This window comes from Vibrio pomeroyi, assembly GCA_041879425.1.
Lineage (GTDB): Bacteria > Pseudomonadota > Gammaproteobacteria > Enterobacterales > Vibrionaceae > Vibrio > Vibrio pomeroyi_A.
In genome coordinates, this window is record CP090854.1 from 1,979,895 (window position 1) to 2,001,318 (window position 21,424).

Here is a 21,424-nt window from a genome sequence, read left to right on the forward strand (position 1 = left end):
ACCTCAAGACATAAGTCGACTCGATATAGAGGGTTAACGTAGATGTATAGGTAGCCAGTCTTGATGCTCTGGCCCGGTGTAGTCTGCGCTTGGACGAATGATGCGGTTGTTTTCTCTTTGCTCAAACACATGCGCCGTCCAACCGGTAAGCCGACTCATCACAAAGATAGGCGTGAACAGTTTGGTTGGGATGTCCATGAAGTGATAGGCAGAAGCATGGAAGAAATCCGCATTACAAAACAGGCCTTTCTCACGCTTCATGACCGCTTCAACACGTTCAGATACCGCGTAAAGCTGCTCGTCGCCAACTTCTTGTGCTAGCTCTTTTGACCAACGTTTAATCAGCGCGTTGCGTGGGTCGCTCTCACGATAAATGGCATGACCGAAGCCCATGATTTTGTCTTTGTTCGCAAGCATCTTCATGATGTTTGCTTCAGCTTCATCGGCAGTTTTCCAATCTTGGATCATTTCCATTGCCGCTTCATTCGCACCGCCATGTAGAGGGCCTCTTAATGTGCCAATTGCTGCTGTTACACACGAATGAATATCCGACAACGTTGACGCACAAACACGAGCTGCAAAGGTAGAGGCATTAAACTCATGCTCTGCGTAAAGCGTTAGCGAACAGTGCATTACCTTCTTATGCAGTTCACTCGGCGCTTTGTCCGTTAGCATCTTCAAGAAGTAACCACCCAAGCATGCTTCGCTTTGGTCTTGTGTATCAATTCGCACGCCATCGTGACTGAAGCGATACCAATAACAGATAATGGCAGGGAAAAGTGCAAGCATACGTTCTGTTGCTGATAATTGCTCAGAGAAGTCTAATTCTTGCTCTAAGTTACCCAACATTGAGCAGCCTGTTCTCATTACATCCATAGGGTGAGCGTCTGCAGGGATAAGCTCTAACGCCGCTTTCAACGGTTGAGGCAAGCCACGTAAGCCAACCAACAATGTTTTGTAATCGTCTAGTTCTTTTTCGCTTGGTAAATGGCCTCTCAATAGCAGGTGCGCCACTTCTTCAAACTGGGCGTGATTCGCAAGGTCGGTAATATCATAGCCACGGTAAGTTAAACCTGTTCCTGATTTTCCTACCGTACACAGCGCAGTAGACCCAGCGCTTTGCCCTCGCAGACCTGCACCGCCAATCGCTGGTGCGCTAGACAGTTTGGTACTCTCTTGTCGGTTTACTGTTGAAGCATTATCGACAGTTGCTTTATCACTCAAAGATACAGACATGATGAACTCCTTCTCTGGGTTAGCCGCCCTGCACTCTTTGGTGCTAAATATTTGTGTTCGATGACCACGATTATCTCACTCGATTGCACGGACTCGATGTGGCTGACTAACCATTCACGTTATTGGATTAAGTTGATGTTTTAATATTTGAAACTGGTTTTATTCTTCACTCGAAAACAATTGATCAAGCTTGTTCTCGTAGTCGTGGTAATTCAGGTGTTCATAAAGCTCTTTACGGGTTTGCATGGAATCCAATAAAGCTTCTTGATTGCCTTCAACTAACAAGTGTTTGTAAACGTTCTCCGCCGCTTTGTTCATTGCACGGAATGCACTAAGTGGATAAAGCACCATGTCGACATGAGATTGCGCCAGCTCTTTGCAGTTGTAGAGTGGTGTTTGTCCAAACTCGGTGATGTTGGCCAAGATAGGCACATGCTTACCGGTTGCTGATTTCAGCTCCGCCGAGAACTTCACGTATTGGTCGAGCTGATTCATCGCTTCAGGGAAGATCATGTCAGCACCCGCCTCGACACAGGCAATTGCGCGTTCAATCGCACTGTCTATGCCTTCTACGGCCAGAGCATCGGTACGAGCCATAATCACAAAGCTCTCATCACTTCTCGCATCGGTTGCCGCTTTTACTCGATCGACCATTTCCTGTTGGCTAACAATCGCTTTATTAGGACGATGACCACAGCGCTTCTGTGCCACTTGATCTTCCATATGAATTGCAGCAGCACCCGCTTTTTCCATCGCTCGAATGGTTCGTGCAATATTGAAAGCACCGCCAAATCCCGTATCGATATCCACCAGCAGAGGTAAATCACACGCGTTGGTAATGCGTTCCACATCCACTAGCACATCATTCAATGTAGTGATGCCTAAATCAGGTAAACCATAAGACGCATTGGCGATACCTCCACCAGACAAGTAGATAGCCTGATGACCCAAGTTCTTTGCCATCATCGCGCAGTACGGATTCACCGTGCCTACGATCTGCAGTGGATCGTTGTCTTGCACAGCTTGTCGGAACTTTGCTCCCGCTGATAACTTCATAATGACGCTCCCTGTTAAATGTTGATTTGTATGTTTTTTAATCCATACCTTTGGATTGAATTTGTTGTTCGATAAGCAGACGACTGCCAGAGATATGTCGTCGCATTAGCATTTCTGCTAGCTCTTCATCACGGTTACGAATTGCTTGTAGGATATATTTATGTTCATCAAGCGCCTCTTTTGGTCGAGACTGCGCTCTAGGCGATTGGTAGCGATACATGCGTAGCAAGTGGTAAAGCTCATCACAAAGTAGAGAAATAAGTTTGCTGTTTCGGCTGGCTTTAATGATTCGATAATGGAAATCGAAATCGCCGTGTTGATGGAAATAGGAAGAACCCTCTACTTCATCGATATGTTTTGAATGTGTCGACAATAATCCTTCAAGGCCGATAAGCTCTTCTTGTGTGATATGTCTTGCTGCTAGCCTTGCAGCCATGCCTTCTAGAGCCTCTCGAACCGCGTAAAGCTCAAGTAACTTGTCAGCAGAAAAGGTAATCACTCGTGCCCCGACATGAGGAATTCTCTCAATCAGCCCTAACCCTTCGACACGCATGATCGCTTCACGCAAAGGACCTCGGCTTACCTCAAAGCGTTTAGCTAACTCAGGCTCAGAGATCTTACTGCCAGGAGGTAATTCACCGTTAACAATCGCCTCAACGAGGTATTCCGTCAGGTTTTCTGATTTAGTGTTCTCTTTATCGCTCACACGAGTTTTCGTATTTGTACTTAAGGTGAGATCTTTTATCGCAGTATTCATATTCACGCTGCTCACTTCTGATTGCTGAACGTTAATTGTCAACAATTTCATAACATGAATATAAAATACACGATTAAATTGTCGACAATCAAGCCAATTGTCGACAATTTAGACTAAGGTAGTATTTTCCTTATCCAGCTAACAAATGGTAAAATCAAGCACCAGATTGAATTAAGCCCCTGTTAATTAATCAATTTAGCAAACCTACGCCCCTCTCAACCCTTACTTACCTTAGAACCAGTCAAATTAATGTGTCGACAACTAGTCAAGTTAAGTCGCCAAACACCGCTTCACCTATACCTGTCAGTGAGTTCAACGATAAACGGACACAAAAAAGACGCACTCATGTGCGCCTTTTATTCAATGTCTTTTAGGACGAGGCTGTATTCGCTTTAACGAAACAACCTTTGGTCAAGCAATATGACGAGTGACTTCAAGGTATTTATTGATATCCACAAAGTCGATTTGCTCTGGTTTCAAATACTCTTCTGCATAACGAACATGTGTGCCACTGGTCAAGAACAACCTAAATAGCTCGATATCGATATGTTCGTCCAACGCCATCTTGTGCATGATGTCGACAGCCACACTAATTGGCTTCGCTTTCTTGTACGGTCTATCGGCTGCAGTTAATGCCTCAAAAATATCGGATATCACTAGAATACGCTCTGGAATCGAAAGCTCCTCAGCAGTCAGCTTCCTTGGATAACCTGTACCTTTAAGCGTTTCATGGTGGGTTGAGGCATAACGAGGTACGCGACTTAACTCTTTAGGGAATGGTAGGTTCTCCAACATCTTAATGGTGCCAAGCATGTGCTCATTTATCTTGAATCGATCTTCTTCGGTCAAGGTGCCGCGAGCGATACTCAGGTTATAAACCTCACCTAAGTTATATAAGTGCTCAGGAACGTCCATTTTGATCTTGTGTTTTGGGTCAAACTCTAACGGCCTGTCTCTTTTCACTATGTGCTCTGGCTTATCACTCAGAAGTAGTTCTGTCGCAGGTAAGGTTGAGCTAGGAGTCCTATTTAGTGCTTCAATTGGTGATAGGCCAAGTTGGTCATCAAAATTTCGCGTCCAAGTGGTTTCAGCAATAGAACGAATACGTGCGACTTTATCAGCGCTCATAAACTCACCACCAACGTTTGACTTAGCGACGAATGCAAAGTCATCTTGTAGCTGTTGCTTGGTCGCCGCAAGTTCGTCGACGATTTGCTGTGTTGGTAGCGTGCCTTCCAGTTGTTTTCTCAATGCGGCGATCTCTGCATCACGCCAAAGCACCTCAAACCGTGTTCTTACTTCGTGAATTCGGTTGTAGTTCGCTTCAAGCTTCGAACCCTTATCAACGATGTGTTCCGGTGTAGTGATCTTGCCACAATCATGAAGCCACGCTGCAATTCTAAATTCACGACGCTCATCGTCATTCTCAAATTTAAAGTCTTTGAAATGGTCAGATTGTGATTTTTCCGCCGCCTCCGCCAGCATCAAGCCAAGTTCAGGAACACGATGACAGTGCCCTGCTGTATAGGCAGACTTGTCATCGATCGCTTGAGCAATAAGCTTAATAAACGACTCAACAAACGCCTCTTGAGTTTGTTCATGTTGCTTGATTTCAGCAGACATGTCTTTAACGGCGGCAGACAACTCCCATACTTCTTTAATACGAGTATCAAGCACATTCACACTGTTGTAATCACGTTGTTTAATCTTATTTGTTTCAGCTTTGAGCTGACGTATCGGTCGAACAATCGGCGCACCAAAGATCCAAGCCACAGGCAATGTGAGGCTCATGAGCAGCACAGTAACGCCAATCGAAGTCGCCACACGCTTGTTTACCGCGCTGTAAATTTCCGCCTCAGGTATAGCCACAGCAAAGTATTCTGAATAATGCTCACCCGTCTCAATCTTTTTCAGATAAAGGTGTTTAGTCTCTCCATTGAGCACCATCTCGAGCATTTCGCCTTCAGTCGTAGCTGTCGCAGTTTTCTCGTAGAGTTCGGTATAGGGAATGGTGGTTCCAGTGTTTAGCGCCTGATGATGAAACCACTTTTGCGCTAGCGCTTCTTTCTGTTCAACAGTCAGTGCACCAATCCCTTGATTGATGATCGGCAAGAGCTCCTGATGCTTATTCTGCAGCACAATATGGAACTGATTTGGGTAGTTTGCTTTTAGGTCAGATAACGCGTCATTCACCTTCAAGTTGGCATGAAAGAACTTATCCAGAGAAAAAGCGAGGACAGGCTTGGCATCCAGTACCGCAAAGTATTCACCATTGTCTACGGCATCAAGCGCAGACTCAATATTAGGAACTTCAACAAGATCAATGTTTGGAAAATCCTGTATTAACTGAGGTGTAATAGACCATCCAGATAGAATCGCGACCTTTTTACCACTCAGCTCGCCATAGCTTGATACGGTTTGAACATCACTGCGAGTCACCACCGAAAACGGCAAATCATAAATAGCATCGGTATATAAACCTTTTACACCATTACTCTCATAGTTCTGGATGGAATGAAGGCCATCGATGCTTCCTTCATGAAACTTGTCTGTTAGCTCTTTCCAAGAAAATCCGTTTACGAATTCAAACTGGATTCCACTCGTCTCCCCGACCATCTTTAGAAGATCAATCGCGTAGCCATTAGGTTGTCCAGAAACAGAGAAATCCATTGGACCCCAATCCGTTTGATTCGAGAACAACAAAGGCTGCGTAGCTTCTATTATGGCTTGCTGCTTAGGCGACCAATTGATTTGATCGGATTGTGGAAGTTCATGTGTCGTATCGACGTCGCGGTTTGAAGCAATAATGTTTCCTGATTTGGAATACAAGAAAGACTCGACCTCGCTTTCTTCATCCAAGTCCAATGCACTGGCAGATAACTTGCTCGCTAACGAAGAGAGAACAATATCAATGCCTATAACGTGTTGTGTGTCGCTTACCGCTTTTGATTCAAAGGCTAAAGAATAGGTTTGTCCGGTGATTTGGAGATGTTGGAAAAGGTAAGGCTGCGTCTTTTCAACAGTCTCAGTATTCGCTGTTATGTACCAAGGTCTTGTCGTGGGAAAGTAATTACTCGGCTCTGTTTTTGAATCTCGAAGATTAAATTCAAGGTCATAGTATTTGGTCGTTCGGATACGGCCAGCTTCTCTGTCACTTATCTCTATTACAACCCATCGGTCGGTACTATCAGCACCGATTTTATCACGAACAAAAGGAGAAGATTCTAGATTGATAATTTGGAAGAAGCGTTCATTAGATGAGCCAATGTAGATACTGTAAAACAGAGGGTTGTCTTTTATTGCTTCAGAAAGGATCCCACGCGACTCTTCACGAGAGATTTGATGGCTGATAGAACGATGTACAGAGGAGAGCAATCGTGCAGTGTTTATCGCATCAGAATCGATGTTACCGATATAGTCACTGAGATCTTGAGATGCCATAGTCAGTTTCGACAAGGTGTGCTCAGTCGCCATTTTCTTGCTGAAATAGTATTGAAGTGAAACCGCAACGATCGCCGTCAGTACCGTCGCAAGCAAAAACATCCCTCCAACGGTAAACCGTAACGAGATTTTTGTGTTTTTCATTATTCTGTCCTTGAATAACCACTAGCGAAGAAATGTAACATGCTAGCAATATTTCTATTATTACTACGGCATACTGTCGCTAGCAACACATTATTCTATATATTATTTAAGTTATCCCTATATCTCCCTTCTACGTCGCAATAACCTTATATTTTAATGATATTTAACAATATAAATTGACCGCCAATTTCCTTAATTAAATTAATGGTATTTGTTTCCATAAAATGGAAACACCTCACGCCTTTGTTATCAGGCTTATTATATTATTTACTTTATGCTATAAATTTAGATATAAAATTTTAACATCAAGTCAGTTCGTTAGTATCGACATAATCGTATGTCTGAACATCTTCGAGCATTATCAGGCGAGCCTATGACGGATAATTTCTCCCCTTCTGCCAGCACGATCGTGGCAAAAGATTCTAAAAGCAACGAGCATGCAGTCAGCGATTTTGCCATTTCTGAGTACTTATCGAAGCCTTTTAAAATCGAACTCACTCTTATCTCTAAGAACTTTGTTACCGATGACCAACTAGGTCAAAAACTCTCTATTACCCGCTTTGTTAACGACACCGACAATTTGACCGCAACGCGAGTATTCAACGGTATAGTCACACAAGTTCAATTACTGGGTATGGACAGTAATCTGCAATACTCCAGTTACCGCGTCACTCTAAGACCCTGGTTTTGGTTATTGAAACACACTCACTCGTTTCGTGTTTACCAAAGCCAATCGACCAAAGACATTGTTTCAGACGTACTAACTCAAGCTGGTTTCAGTGGCTCCTTCAAAGCAGGAACCATGCCTTCATCAAAACGCGAATATTGCGTTCAATACAATGAAAGCGACTTTGATTTTGTAACACGCTTGCTTGCTGAAGAAGGCGTGCATTACTTTTTCCAACACAGCGATTCAGACCATCTGATGATGTTGCAAGATGCACAGAGTCCTTTCCAAAAATCAGATGCCAGCAAATTTGACATGATTGAAGTCCCCTCGGGGAGTAATCCATTGATCGATAAATGGATGCCTCAAGGTCAGTTTCATGGTGCCAGTATCGAACTAACCAGTTATGACTACTCACAAACCAAATTAGTGAGCAGTAAAGAGAAGAAATCCAGCCACACAATTGCTAACAACACCAAGTTAACCAAACAGTTTTACCCAAACCTTGGCATCACAGGTGGGATGGAAGATCTCGCCAGCAATCTAGTTAAGCGACGTATTGAGCAACTCGAGCAAAACTATCAAACCGTAGACGCAGAAGCGCAGCACGACTCATTCGAATTGGGCACTTGGTTTTCATTAGCCTCCCATTTAGACAAAGCTCAACTGGGCGACTACCTCGTCACTGAGCTTCATATCCGATACAGCACTGAGAACCATTGTGATACTCGCCTCACCCTACTCGATACCTCAATTCCTAATTATCCGACACCGCGAGATAAAGCCAGAATACACGGTCTACAAAGTGCAGTTGTCGCAGGCAGTACGGCTGGTGAAATCAATCAAGATGACCAAGGCCGAGTTCGTATTCAATTTCATTGGGATACCGAAGCATCCGGAGACAAGACGAGTTGCTATGTGCGAGTCGCTCAAATGATGGCAGGTAGTGGCTATGGCGCTCAATTCATTCCGAGAGTGGGACAAGAAGTACTGGTTAGCTTTATTGATGGCGACCCAGACCAACCGATTATCACAGGCAGTGTCTATAACAGTAAAAACGCCCCCCCTTACAAAGAAGCCAACTCTACTAAAACAGGGATCAGCACTAAGTTAAGTGGATTGGCGAATGAGCTCTATTTCGATGATAAGAAAGACAATGAGCTTATGTACATGCACGCAACAAAAGACTTCACCAAAGAAGTAGAAAACAACCTGACTGAAACGATTAAAGGCGAACTGCTTCAGAAGACGACCAAGCAAGTGACGGTTTCTACAGAAGATAACTACACGCTTACCTCAGACAAAGCGATCAGTGAGAAAGGTAAATCCATCTCGTTAGAAGCCGACGACAAAATAGAGTTAACGGTAGGCTCTAGCAAGATCACCATGTCTTCATCTTCCATCAGTATCGAAGCCAGTAACATCGACATTAAAGCGAGCAGCGCACTCAATCTCGAAGGGATGAACGTCACAAGTAAAGCAACATCGGCCAACAAAATCTCAGGGGTGACCACAGCTCTCGAAGCTACCAGCTCTAACAGTATTAAAGGCCTGAGTGTGGCGATTAAAGCAGATACTACCCTCTCAGCCGAAGGGTCATTGAGTGCCGAGTTTAAGTCTGGCTTAAAAGGTACTTTCGATGGCGGTGTGATGGGCGAACTCAAAGGCGCGATCGTGAAGGTGAATTAATAACGTTCAAGTAAACTCACTCATCAAGCTCATGAGCCACCACGAACAAAATTTAGGTAGAAAGAAAAGATGTATAAAAAGATTCCATATCAAACGGGTAGGCAACTACTCGATAGGTTTTCAAGCTCAGACGAAGCTCAAACTCTGATAGATGAAGAGCTCAACATCGCTGACTCTATAGAAGCTTTGCTGAAAGACGAACTCTATTTCGACTTGGTTCAGTTTCTTGCTCACGGGCTGCCCGTTCGTGAAGCCATTTGGTGGGGCGCACATACGCTCGATGCAAGAAATGATGTGTGGTCTACAATGCAAAAGCAATGTATTTCAACCGCCAAGGCTTGGGTTAAGTCTCCTTCAGAGGAACAGAGGCGAAAGAGCGAACTCTTTTCCAACAAGCTCAAGCTCAATTGCGGCCCGTCTTGGTTAGCTCAAGCCGTATTCTGGAATGGTTCTGGCAGCATTGTAGCGCCAGATCTACCCAACGTTCTGCCCGATCCTTTCTTATACTCTAAGGCGGTAGCAGGCGCGATCAACCACTCTGCGGCACTGCCTAACTGGGATAAAACCAACGAGTATTATAAAAAGTCCATTGGCATTGCACTTGAGCTTGCCAAAGGTAGTAAAGCATAAAGTTATAGATGACAGGAGTAACTAATGACGTTAGCCGCACGATTAACTGACATGCACGTTTGCCCAATGCAGACACCTGCTGTCCCACCTATCCCGCACGTTGGCGGCCCGATTAGTGGTCCCGGAGTCCCAACAGTGCTTATAGGTAATATGCCAGCAGCAACCCTTGGTGATATGTGCGTATGTGTTGGGCCTCCAGACAGCATCATTAAGGGCAGTGCTACCGTACTCATAATGAGCAAACCCGCTGCGCGTATGGGTGATACAACGAGCCATGGCGGCACGATTGTTCTTGGTATGCCAACCGTGATGATTGGAGGTTAAATACCTTACTTTTCATAGGGTTTCAAAAAACCGTGACATCGGTCCACTTTCTTAGATGAAGTTCAAAGTTTTAAGTAAATATCTATTTTGCATGAGACTTTTCACGAAAAAGCTCTAGAATTAATAAATGTTAACAAGTGTTTACGAAACATAAGGATTATGTATCAAACATGACACTTTGGTGCGATTAGGATAACAATAGATTTTTACAGGATGTATATGACAGAAATCGACCACTTACTTGTTCCAATCTCAGATGATGCGCCATCAGGCACTTATTTGAAGTTAGATCGAAGTGCCTATCGCAGTTTGAGAAATGTTTATAACAGTGCTCAATCTTCATTTAGACAGTTAGTTGAAACGCCTGACGCTTCGTCTGATCCCGCAATCGTAGATGCCAATACAGACAATTGGGCTGAGTTGAGAAAGGTTTCGGAAGAAACGCTGACTTCCCAATCGAAAGACTTAGAGATATTGGGTTGGTACATCACTAGCCAACTCTTTACTTCGCAACCATTTCATAACCTTGCTAGTGCAGTCCCAGCGTTAAACCTTTTCATCGACCAATTTTGGGACACGTTGAACCCAATGCCACCAGAAGCAAAACTCAAAGCTTCTGACGATGCAGGGAAAGCAAAGGAAATTACTGAGTTTAGGACTAAACCCCTACTTCAATTGGTTGGTGAGTCTATTGACTCAAGCTCCTTCTACATTCCTTTTCAAATGATTGATTTTTGTGCCGGTGTCACTTTTGGTGACTACCTCACGGCAGAGCGCAAAGGCAATATTACAGAGTTAAAAGAGTCAGCTTTAGGCGAATTTGACCCAAGCGTTTCAGAAACACTTTTTCAATTGGCTAGCATTTACAGCGAATTGGAGATTGTAGAAAAAAACTTAGCGGCAAAATGCCAAGCCGTTGGCGCAACAGTAATCAGTTTCAATTTCATCAAAACCAACGTTCGTGATCTTATCAAGGCGATACATTTCTTAGTGGGTGAAAAGTTCACTCCTTGGCCTTTAGATGATGAGTTCCATGTTATTCAGAACACTGCAGACGCCTCAGTGCAAAGCGATTCAACACCTGCGGCATCAGAGCAAGCGAATAATACTGCCAGCAACGCTAATCCTGCGACGGCAACCAACCAAGACCTAGGGCAAGACCCCCTAGCAAACCCAGCGCAATCTCATGCGTCAAGTGTTCAGCCAGCTTCGAGTCAAGTTCAAACAGTTGTACAAAATGTATCGAGCATTAACGGCATTGTGAATCGTGACCATGCATTTCAAGAGATTCGAAAAATCGCCGAATACTTCAAAGAAACTGAACCTCACAGCCCTATCGCCTTCTTACTTGAGCGTTCAATTCGTTGGGGGTACATGAGCTTCCCAGAGCTGCTGCAAGAAATGATTGGCAATGAACAGAATGTGATTGCTCAAATTAATCAAATGACGGGAATGGACAACCTAGACAAGATGGACTTGTCTGGAAAGTCGGTTCCTGTAATGACTTCCGCTCCGGAGATAACGCCGGTAGCGAAACCGACTATTGAAGAGCCCGCGACAGCAACGTCAGTTCCCGATAGTTCAAATAGCACGACAGATACAAACCAAACATCTGAATCTACTTCCGACTCATCATCGAGCAGCCTGCAAGATTTTGAGTGGTAAAGCACATTAATGCGTCAAGCAAGGAGAAAGTAATGGCTTCTATTTTTATGAGAATTGATGGTACGACACCAAAAGGTGCGGCAACTGTAGAAAAAATCGGAGGCAAAGATGGTTTCTTTGCTCTTGATAGTATTTCTTGGAGCGCTGTTCGTGGTGTTGGTATCGATGTAGGTAATGCAAACAATGCGGACCAAGGCATGGTTGCTCTTGGTGAAGTCAACATGACTCGTGGCTGTGATGGTGCAACACCACATCTAACCACATTCTTATATGCGCCGGGCCCTGAAGGTCGCACTGTTGAAATCGTTATGACAAAACCAAACCGTGAAGGTTCTGGTGCTGATCCATACCTGATTCTAACGCTAAAAATGGCTCGTATGTCTAGCTACAACATGTCTGGTACGGATGGTTCACTGCCAAGCGAATCTTTCAGCCTAACTTACACAGAAATTTCGAAGGCTTACTACATTGAAGCAGACGGCGGTAAGATCGAGAAAGGCCCTGAGGTTGGCTTCGATGCTACTACAGCTAAAGTTACTTCCACTGCTAAGTAATTAAACAAGGAGAGTTACCGTGGCACTAAATTCCCAACATAAACGCGTAAGTAAGAACCGCGTAAGTATTACCTATGACGTTGAGACTAATGGCGCTGTAGAAACCAAAGAGCTCCCTTTTGTTGTTGGGGTTATTGGTGACTACTCAGGCCATAAGCAAGACAAAGAAGAAGTGGAAGATCGTACCTTCTATAACGTTGATAAAGACAACTTCGACACTGTAATGAAGCGCGTTGGCCCTGAACTATCCCTAAAAGTAGACAACGTACTTGCAGGCGATGACAGCCAATTCGAAGCGAGCCTTAAGTTTGACTCAATGAAAGACTTCGAACCTGAAGCAATCATCGAGCAAGTTGAACCGCTTAAGAAGCTAGTCGAAACCCGCAATCAACTGAAGGTACTTCTTTCTAAAGCCGATCGTTCTCGCGACCTAGAGAAGCTACTTAAAGAAGTTCTACAAAGTGCAGATACGATTAATGCTCTTTCTGATGAGCTTGGTATTAAAGAAGAAGGAGCTGAGTAATGAGTACTGAAACTGAGAATCAAGCGCAACCGGAGGCGGCGGAAGGCTCACTGAGCTTCCTAGACCGTGCGATTGAAGCAACCACTCAAACTCCTGCAGACACCACCAAAGAGCTGTTTTCTGTACTTACAGAGCAAGCACTTTCTGGCACGGTGACGTGGGATAAGAACGTTACAAAAACCATTGAAAACGCAATCTCTGAAATTGATAAGAAACTGTCTCAACAGCTATCTGAAGTCATGCAACAGAAAGACCTACAAAAGCTGGAAGGCTCTTGGCGTGGTCTGCAAAAACTGGTTAAAGAGAGTGAGCTTGGCCGAGATCTGAAGATCAAAATGGTCGATTACACTCAAGAAGAACTGCTAGACCAATTTGAAGATGCGCCTGCGATTGACCGTAGCCCGCTGTTCAATGCCGTTTACCAAGGCGAATTCGGTACTGCTGGTGGTGAACCTTACGGTACCTTCATTGGTGACTACGAGTTTAGCGCGAAAGATGAAGATGTTGCCCTACTTCGCTACATGGGTGAAGTTGCTGCAGTATGTCACGCACCATTCATTGCCGCCGCAAACGCTGAGATGTTTGAGTTTAACGACTTCCAAACCTTCTCTGAAGGCAAGCCAGTAGCCGCTGGTTTTGACTCTCCTGCATACGCAGCATGGAACTCTTTCCGTGAGAGTGATGACGCACGTTACGTAACACTAACTCTGCCTCGTACTCTGGCTCGTCTACCTTATGGTGACAAAGGCCTAAGCACGGATGTCTTTGCTTATGAAGAACTTGGCACTGACATGGATGGAAATCCTAAGCCAACCAGCAATGATCAGTTAGTTTGGTCAAATGCAGCGTATGATCTGGGTCTTAAAATGACTCAAGCTTATACCGCTTCTGGCTGGTGTACTTCTATTCGTGGTTTAGATAACGGTGGTAAGGTCGAGAATCTTCCAAACCTAACGTACAAGTCTGAAGCTGGCGATCTACTTCAGCAATGTCCAACAGAAGTTAACCTAACAGATGAGCGTGAGAAAGAGCTTTCTGACCTTGGTTTCCTTCCTTTGGTTCACTACAAGAGCTCCAACTACGCTGTATTCATCGGCGGTCAAACCACACAGAAGCCTAAAACCTTCACTGACCCTGATGCAACAGCGAACGCTGCAATCTCTGCCCGCCTACCTTACATCATGGCGAGTAGCCGTATCGCCCACTACTTGAAAGTAATGGGTCGAGACAAATTAGGCTCGAACCTAGAAGCTCCGGACATCAAACGCGAGCTACAACTTTGGATCGACCAATACACCAACGCTGGTGCAATTGGCAATGAGCAACGTGCAAAAACCCCTCTTTGTGAATCTCGCATTGAAGTGGTTGAGCAACCTGGTAAACCGGGTGCCTACTCAGCAGTCGCTCATTTAAGACCTTGGTTACAACTTGAAGAACTGACAACTTCAGTTCGAATGGTTGCGAAGATTCCAGGCTAATAGGGATTTGGCCGGAGCAATCCGGCCAAAAATTTTGTATGAAGTTAAATACAGAATGGCAAAACAAATTCAATCAATTAGATGACACAGATAATACCTTTATGAAAGAGGCTTTATCTCTGTTATCTGAGTTAGACAAACACTCCTTAAGCTCTAAATCCTCACTAATTTCATTGATATCAACACTTATATCAACAATCGATAATGAACTGAGTTTGCAGCTTGATGAAATCTTGCATGAACCTGAATTTCAAAAGCTAGAGCGCAACTGGTTAAGCCTTCAACAACTCGTATCCCTACCCGTAAGCTATCAAAGAGCTCATGTAAAGTTACTCGATATGAATTGGGCGGAGATCTCCAGTGACGTCAACCAAGCTTATTCGACCAAATCCAGTGACTTGTATAACAAAATTGGTAATAACGAACTCAATACCTTAGGTGGTCACCCGTTTGGTTGCATCTCGTTTAGTCACCCTATCTCGATGGACATCGATTTTGATGCCGATTACGACGATCTATTTACCGTAGAACTATTAGGGAAATTAGGCGAAGCAACACTCTGCCCTATGCTCTTTTCCCCAGTTTCGACCTTCTTTGGTGAAAGCGGCGCTGATTGGCTATCAGACATTGAACGTATCAACAAAATACTTTCTGGCCCCGACTTTAAAGCGTGGCAGGATTTACGCAGCAAACCGAGCTCTCGCTTTATCGGCATGGCACTTCCTCAAGTGCGCCTGCGTGATGCCTACAAAAACCGACGAGCTGGCTTTATTTATAACGAGCAAGGTAAAGGTGCTTGGGGTTTAGCCAATATGGTGCTGGCGACCACTATCATACGAGAGTTTCACCGCGTTAACTGGTTTGGCTTTTTGAAATCTCGTTGGAACGACAAGCTTCAAGGTGCTGTTATCAATCTGCCTGCGAACCACTATTTCGATAGCCACCTGCAAAAGCCAGTCACCGACATTAGCCTGTTCGGACAACTATCGAATTTCTACGCGCAAAGTGGTTTTATCCCATTAGCGAAAAGCCCTTTAACCGACAAGTTTTACTTCAATGGTAACAACTCGATTTGGCAATGCGGGCAAAGTGACAACGACAAAGTGCTTACCCAGATTCAAACGACATTGATGTCTTGCCGAATTGCTCACTACTTAAAAGTTCAGGTAAGAGAAATGATCGGCAGCTTCAACAATGCTACAGAATGTGAGTTGTTTTTGACGCACTGGATTGAAAAATTCTCGAGCAATGTGTCGTTTGCCAATGAAGAGACCTTATCTAAATACCCATTAAGCTTCGCTAAAGTTAGTGTCACTGAGTCTAGCGCTCAAGCTGGCAGCTTTGCTTGCACTCTACGCATCGTTCCTCAATACCAGTTTGATTACTTCAGTGGCGAAGTAGTTCTGACCACCGACCTAAATGAGGTGGCGTAATGAGCTTTTGGACAACCTTTATCAGCGATTCGAAACCTTATCAGGATGCTGAGATTGAAGACATCAAGTTCCATCTCACCAAACTGTTAGAAGCCGAGGCATCACTGACAGATATCGATAACAGATTGATTGAAGTTAATCGCTCTAACTTGAAATTTGGTATCGAAGATATTCAGTTACTCAGCGCAACCTTAGAAAAAACACAACTTACTTTGCGCATAGAAAACTGGATCAAGAGTTTTGAACCACGATTACATGATATTTCCGTTGAACTCGGAAAGCGTAAAGAAGGCGACAACTCGCTTTCGTTCAACATCATTGCCAAGGTAAAAACCAGCCATGGCGAACAAGACCTGATCTTCGATTCCAAAATCGCATTAAGCGACTTAACGACCTCTTTAGAAGAAGATAACTATGACTGAACCTATTATGCGTTACTTCGAGCAAGAACTGGCTTTTGTGCGCCGTTCATTGGGGCAGTTTGGTCAAGAATATCCGACGCACGCTGAAAAACTCAACATTCATCAGGGCAAGATCGAAGACCCAAGTATGGCGCGTCTATTAGATGGCGTAGCACTTTTGAATGCGAAAGTGGAAAAGAAGCTCTCTGAGCAACTTCCTGAGGTTATTGAAGGCATTTTAAGTGTCCTCTACCCTTCTTACATTCAAACCGTTCCAAGCGTTGCCTATCTGGAGTTGCTTGCCGAAGATGGTCCAATTGAGTCGAGCACCTTACCGAAAGGTTCGCTGTTTTCGAGCACCAATACCAAAAACGAATGCCTATTTAGAACCGTTGATGAACTCAAAATAGCTCCGTTTAATTTAAGTAACATCAAGGCTTTAAGCGCTCCATTTAGCTTTAATAGACCGAAATCGGCCAATCAAAGCTCTGCCGTTGTTCAAATCTCTTTAAGCACTGGCGATCCTGAAGTGCATTTCAGCCATTTGGAGTTGAACGACCTCGACTTCTTCGTTAAAGGTTTTGAGAACAATGCGGATTCGTTAGTCGAACTTCTTCTCAACAATACCTTATCGATTTCAATTTCAGACAGTGAATGCGCTCGACACGTCACTGTCGATAGCCACCAGCTCAAGAATCGAATCAGCGACCTTGAATTTAAGTTTCTGCCTGAACACGGTAATCAATTTACGGGTTACCAACTGATCAACGAGTTCTTCTTTTTCAAAGAGAAACGACAGTTCTTCAGACTTAAGAACTTTGCCGAATACGCGAGCCAATTTGACGAATCTGAAATCGTCATCAATTTGTTCATGTCCTCATTACCGTCTGAGTTTATCCGCCTGTTCAACAAAGATGTTTTCAAACTGAACGTGATGCCCGCAATTAACTTGTTCGAACAAACAGGCGAGCCGATCCCTTACGATCACAGAACCCTGTCTGTTCCAGTCAATGCTGACGCACACAGCGACAACAATATCGAAATCATTGAAATTCAGAATGTTTATGATATTAAGCCCAATGGCGAGATACCTTTAGTCCCGCTTTTTAAAGAGAAATACTCTCACAACCAACAATACGACTACTGGCAAAGTAAACATAATCACTTCGGTGAAATGAGCATCGCAATCTCATTATCGGAAACGCCCAATACTGAATTTAGTAAGCTGCTCGGCACCAACTTACTGTGCACGAACGGCAAGCAAGCTTGTGGAGTAAGCGGTACGTTAGAATGCCTAGAAAGCATCGACTTACCAGGTGAGTTTTCACCTATTTATCCACCTTCAGCGCCCATTACCAAGGAAGTTGACCAAAACATCCATTGGGAGTTCATTAGTTTGTTGAACACCAACTTTTCGTCTTTGGTGCAATCGAGCAACCCAGTCACGGACCTCAAACACATGTTGAGTTTGTGCAGCCGAGAACAGGTATCAAGTGCTGAAATTCAGATGATTCACTCGATCACATTTAACTCCCAAGTATCGGCTATTCGTGTGTTGGGCAAAAACGTGTTCTCTCCCGGTACTGAGATTGAATTGACGCTTGATGCCACATCACCCTACCTTGCATTTGCCGATGTGCTGAACCGCTTCTTCCAACAATTTTGTAGTTTTGACCGATACATCCAGCTCAAGATCCGTATTTACGGACGAGACGGTATCGTCAAAAAGTACCCGAAAATTCACGGTAGTCAATTGTGCCTATAACGCAGCGAATATCGGTAGCGCCGTCAACTATAGATAGCCCAAGCGATAGTCATAGGGAGATGATATGAAGCACTTCATCGAAGATTTAACGACTCAGCCTGGGAAGTACGACTTCTCACAGGCGATGAGATTGTTGGAGCAACTTCAGTCTCAGAGTATCACGCCGTTACAGATTCAATTGAAGTCTGAGGCAATGCCAACGGGCAATCCTCAGGAGATTCAATATTTTTCGTTAAAGGGAAATAAAGCCAAGCTCAGACTGGCGAAACAAGCGCTCTCTGGCGTTAAAGGCGTGATACCGAATTATATTTACGAAGAACTGTTAGCGGCGATACACAACGAAGACCATTCTCTTCAAGATTTTCTGGACGTGTTCAACCAAAGACATTTCGAAATTACCTATCGAACCAATGCACGACGTTGGTTGCTGGTTGAAAGCGAACAAAACCCAAAGAAAACAGCATTATTGAATCACTTTGCTGCGCTAGGGAAAGAACATAAAGAGTATCTGCAATACTCGCTTCTTCTGAGCCAACAAAGTCGCAGCCTAACCACATTGAAAAAGATCTTAAATGACTTTTTTCCACATTCGATTGAGGTTGAATGTAAAGCCTTTGAACGACGCCTGCTACCTTCAGACTCATTGACTCGAATCGGTACTAATCGCGACTTCAACAGTCGTCTAGGCCAAGGTTTTTTAGTTGGCAAAACCTGCCTCGCCCATTTCAACAATTTGAGTATTTTTGTTACCCCAAAAAACAGAAATGAGTTTCTCGAGATTCAGCGAGATGACCAGTTTGCTAAAGCGGTGTTGTCTTTGACGCAGCATTATTTAAAAGACAGCACACCCGTTGCTATTTACCTGAACGTTAAGCGTTCATATTTAACCAGACCCCGTTTATCAAGCAACGTTTCTATGGCTGCTCGTTTGGGTGAGATTGACTACCTAGCCCCTGAACGAAACCCCAATGAAACCGTAAAGATTTTGCTTTTGTAGTTCGTAATACGGAATGTATAGATTATAGAGATACAAGGAATTGACTATGACACAAGTAACTCTCACTAACTTAGTAGGAAAGCTATCTCCCGAGCTTAAGCAAGCGCTGGAAGCGTCTGCGGGCGCGGCGATGAACCAAGGTGTTGGAGCGATAGAAACAGAACACTGGATTCTTCAACTCATCTCCCAGAAAGATCCAAAGATCATGGCATTGTGCGAGTCTCAAAAGCTTTCATTAGACGCGCTAGTAAATGAACTGACAAAGAAAATATCTATGTTGCCTAAAGGCAATGAAGGGCAGCCAACATTAAGCCACAGCTTAACTGAGTTAATCAAAGATGCTTGGATGATCGCGTCCGTAAACTACGGCCACGGTGAGATAGTCAGCTTGCACCTTATTCAAGCTTTGATGCAACAGAATGTACTCGGTGTGAGCACACTACAACTTGAAGCATTGAGTAGCGTGTCACTAGAGTCTCTGCAAGGCCTGATCAAGAAGACCCCGATTGCACGTAACACAGCCGCTCCTTCTGCTAACGGTTCAGTTGATACCACCCCAGCAGGTAACGACGCATTAAGCAAATATACTGTTAACCTGACTCAGCAAGCGATTGACGGAAATATTGACCCTATTTCAGGCCGTAATGCCGAAGTCAGAAAAGCGATTGATATCCTGTGTCGTAAACGCCAAAACAACCCAATCATGGTCGGTGAACCCGGTGTAGGTAAAACCGCTGTTGTTGAAGGATTAGCACTAAGGATTGCAGCAGACGAAGTACCAAGCGCACTACAAGGCGTACAAATCCACTCTCTGGATCTTGGGCTACTTCAAGCGGGGGCAAGCGTTAAGGGCGAGTTTGAAAACCGCCTGAAAGATGTCATCAACGAAGTGAAAAGCTCTGAAGTACCGATCATTGTGTTCATCGATGAAGCTCATACGCTTATTGGTGCTGGCGGTGCTGCAGGACAAAACGATGCAGCCAACCTTCTAAAGCCAGCTCTGGCACGTGGTGAGTTCAAAACCATTGCTGCAACAACGTGGGCAGAATACAAGAAGTACTTCGAAAAAGACCCTGCACTCACACGTCGATTCCAAGTTGTGACCATTGAAGAACCTAACGCCGAAGATGCAATGCAAATGCTTCGTGGTGTAGCCGCTTCACTGCAAGCTCACCATGGTGCATTTATCGCTGAATCCGCAATTGAAGCTGCGGTTAATCTATCTATTCGTTACCTACCAAGTCGCCAGCTACCAGACAAAGCGATCAGCCTGCTTGATACCGCCAGTGCTCGAATCGCACTGACTCAAGGTGCTAAACCTGAGGTACTGGAAACGCTAGAACAAACTATTCGTTACCAAGAAAATGAAAAATCAGCGCTCGAAAAAGAAGATGCCCTATTCTCAAACAGCGCAGAAGTCATCAAGGAACTGGCTCAATCTATCGAAGAAAACCAACAAGCATTAGCTGCGTATTACACACGTTGGGAAAAAGAGATTGAATTGGTCGATCAAATCAAAACAGTTCAACAAGAGATCACTGAAGAACAAGAGCAAGATGCAGTAGATGCCACCAAGCAAAAGCAACTTGATACTCTGCGAACCGAATTAGCAGACTTGCAAGGTGAAGAGCCTTTGGTTTATGCGATGGTTGACGACAACACCATCGCGCAAGTGATTGCCAATTGGACAGGGATCCCAGTTGGCAACATGATGAGTGATGAAATCGCTAAACTTCTGACCTTAGAAGACGAGCTCAATACTCGAGTTATTGGTCAAGACGTTGCGAAGAACGAGCTTGCAAAAGCGATTCGCATCTCCCGTGCTGGTTTGACGGATAATCGTAAACCTATCGGCGTGTTCTTAATGTGTGGCCCAAGTGGTGTGGGTAAAACCGAAACCGCCATGGCACTTGCGGAACAACTGTACGGAGGTAGCAACGACCTTACCGTGATCAACATGACCGAGTTTAAAGAGGAACATAAGATATCTATGTTGCTCGGCTCACCAGCAGGTTATGTCGGCTTTGGTGAAGGTGGTGTGTTAACAGAAGCAATCCGACGTAATCCTTACTCAGTACTACTATTGGATGAGATGGAAAAAGCGCACCCGGGCGTACATGACTTGTTCTATCAAATCTTCGATAAAGGCCACATCAAAGACAGTGAAGGTCGAACTGTCGATTTCAAAAACACCATCATCATCATGACGTCGAACGCAGCTGACCAAGCTATCTGTGATGTGTGCGCGAAGACAACAGATCGTATCGACAACGACGAGCTACTTGAATCGATTCGTCCGGACTTACAGCAATACTTCAAACCCGCTTTCTTAGGACGAACAACCATTGTCCCTTACTACCCGCTTAACGATGAAGAGTTAGCGAAAATCACTGAGATCTCGCTAAATCGAATCAAGAAGAAACTCGCAGAACAGTATCAAGCTTCCTTTACTTGGGACGCAGATTTCATTCAATTCGTGGTTGACCGTAATACCGACCCTACGACCGGTGGCCGTGCCGTTGAGCAAATCATTAATCGTTCATTGATGCCGAGATTAGCTGAAGAATGTATTGGTCGACTCAGCCGTAGCGAACCGATTACTCAAGTGACTGTTAGCGCGACGAACAACAGTGCCGACTTTGATTTATCTATTAAGTAGGTCTT

At 44.4% G+C, this 21,424-nt stretch carries 16 protein-coding genes; 12 read left to right on the forward strand and 4 right to left on the reverse strand.

Annotated features, from left to right (window positions below):
- Nucleotides 1-33: 33 nt before the first annotated feature.
- From prpC to L0992_08875, 4 genes are all read right to left on the reverse strand, one after another.
- A complete protein-coding gene (gene prpC, locus L0992_08860; protein ID XGB65837.1) occupies nucleotides 34-1,236 on the reverse strand; it encodes a 2-methylcitrate synthase in 1,203 nt (400 codons plus the stop codon).
- 159 nt (nucleotides 1,237-1,395) lie between these two features.
- Entirely contained in the window at nucleotides 1,396-2,292 is an 897-nt protein-coding gene (gene prpB / locus L0992_08865; protein XGB65838.1) for a methylisocitrate lyase, read from the reverse strand.
- A 37-nt stretch (nucleotides 2,293-2,329) separates the two neighbouring features.
- Entirely contained in the window at nucleotides 2,330-3,049 is a 720-nt protein-coding gene (locus L0992_08870) for a GntR family transcriptional regulator (protein ID XGB68712.1), read from the reverse strand.
- A 411-nt stretch (nucleotides 3,050-3,460) separates the two neighbouring features.
- Nucleotides 3,461-6,634, reverse strand: coding sequence for a transporter substrate-binding domain-containing protein (locus tag L0992_08875; GenBank protein XGB65839.1), 3,174 nt, complete (start codon nucleotides 6,632-6,634; stop codon nucleotides 3,461-3,463).
- Between the two features lie 373 nt (nucleotides 6,635-7,007).
- On the opposite strand from L0992_08875, the gene vgrG reads away from it, so the two are divergent.
- The 12 genes from vgrG (at nucleotide 7,008) to tssH (ending at nucleotide 21,419) form a co-directional block, all read left to right on the forward strand.
- Nucleotides 7,008-8,990, forward strand: coding sequence for a type VI secretion system tip protein VgrG (gene vgrG, locus L0992_08880; protein XGB65840.1), 1,983 nt, complete (start codon nucleotides 7,008-7,010; stop codon nucleotides 8,988-8,990).
- A gap of 69 nt (nucleotides 8,991-9,059) precedes the next feature.
- The gene (locus L0992_08885; protein XGB65841.1) at nucleotides 9,060-9,620 is read left to right on the forward strand and encodes a hypothetical protein; all 561 of its coding nucleotides are present in this window, start codon (nucleotides 9,060-9,062) and stop codon (nucleotides 9,618-9,620) included.
- Between the two features lie 24 nt (nucleotides 9,621-9,644).
- Nucleotides 9,645-9,944 (forward strand): PAAR domain-containing protein, encoded by a 300-nt coding sequence (locus L0992_08890; GenBank protein XGB65842.1) that lies wholly within the window; start codon nucleotides 9,645-9,647, stop codon nucleotides 9,942-9,944.
- Nucleotides 9,945-10,163: 219 nt separating this feature from the next.
- Nucleotides 10,164-11,609, forward strand: coding sequence for a type VI secretion system ImpA family N-terminal domain-containing protein (locus tag L0992_08895; protein XGB65843.1), 1,446 nt, complete (start codon nucleotides 10,164-10,166; stop codon nucleotides 11,607-11,609).
- A 32-nt stretch (nucleotides 11,610-11,641) separates the two neighbouring features.
- Complete coding sequence (locus L0992_08900; protein XGB65844.1) at nucleotides 11,642-12,163, forward strand: type VI secretion system tube protein Hcp; 522 nt, start codon at nucleotides 11,642-11,644, stop codon at nucleotides 12,161-12,163.
- Between the two features lie 19 nt (nucleotides 12,164-12,182).
- Nucleotides 12,183-12,686 carry a type VI secretion system contractile sheath small subunit gene (gene tssB / locus L0992_08905; protein XGB65845.1) on the forward strand — a complete coding sequence of 168 codons (504 nt, stop codon included), beginning with the start codon at nucleotides 12,183-12,185 and terminating at the stop codon, nucleotides 12,684-12,686.
- Nucleotides 12,686-14,164, forward strand: a complete 1,479-nt coding sequence (tssC, locus tag L0992_08910; GenBank protein XGB65846.1) for a type VI secretion system contractile sheath large subunit — start codon at nucleotides 12,686-12,688, stop codon at nucleotides 14,162-14,164. The genes tssB and tssC overlap by 1 nt, the downstream gene beginning before the upstream one ends.
- 38 nt (nucleotides 14,165-14,202) lie before the next feature.
- Nucleotides 14,203-15,597, forward strand: coding sequence for a type VI secretion system contractile sheath large subunit (locus tag L0992_08915; GenBank protein XGB65847.1), 1,395 nt, complete (start codon nucleotides 14,203-14,205; stop codon nucleotides 15,595-15,597).
- Nucleotides 15,597-16,019 carry a type VI secretion system baseplate subunit TssE gene (gene tssE / locus L0992_08920; GenBank protein XGB65848.1) on the forward strand — a complete coding sequence of 141 codons (423 nt, stop codon included), beginning with the start codon at nucleotides 15,597-15,599 and terminating at the stop codon, nucleotides 16,017-16,019. Before L0992_08915 ends, tssE begins: the two co-directional genes overlap by 1 nt.
- Entirely contained in the window at nucleotides 16,012-17,763 is a 1,752-nt protein-coding gene (tssF, locus tag L0992_08925; protein XGB65849.1) for a type VI secretion system baseplate subunit TssF, read from the forward strand. Before tssE ends, tssF begins: the two co-directional genes overlap by 8 nt.
- Before the next feature lie 64 nt (nucleotides 17,764-17,827).
- Nucleotides 17,828-18,760 (forward strand): type VI secretion system baseplate subunit TssG, encoded by a 933-nt coding sequence (locus L0992_08930; protein XGB65850.1) that lies wholly within the window; start codon nucleotides 17,828-17,830, stop codon nucleotides 18,758-18,760.
- Nucleotides 18,761-18,806: 46 nt separating this feature from the next.
- Nucleotides 18,807-21,419 (forward strand): type VI secretion system ATPase TssH, encoded by a 2,613-nt coding sequence (tssH, locus tag L0992_08935; protein XGB65851.1) that lies wholly within the window; start codon nucleotides 18,807-18,809, stop codon nucleotides 21,417-21,419.
- The last annotated feature ends 5 nt before the right edge of the window (nucleotides 21,420-21,424 follow it).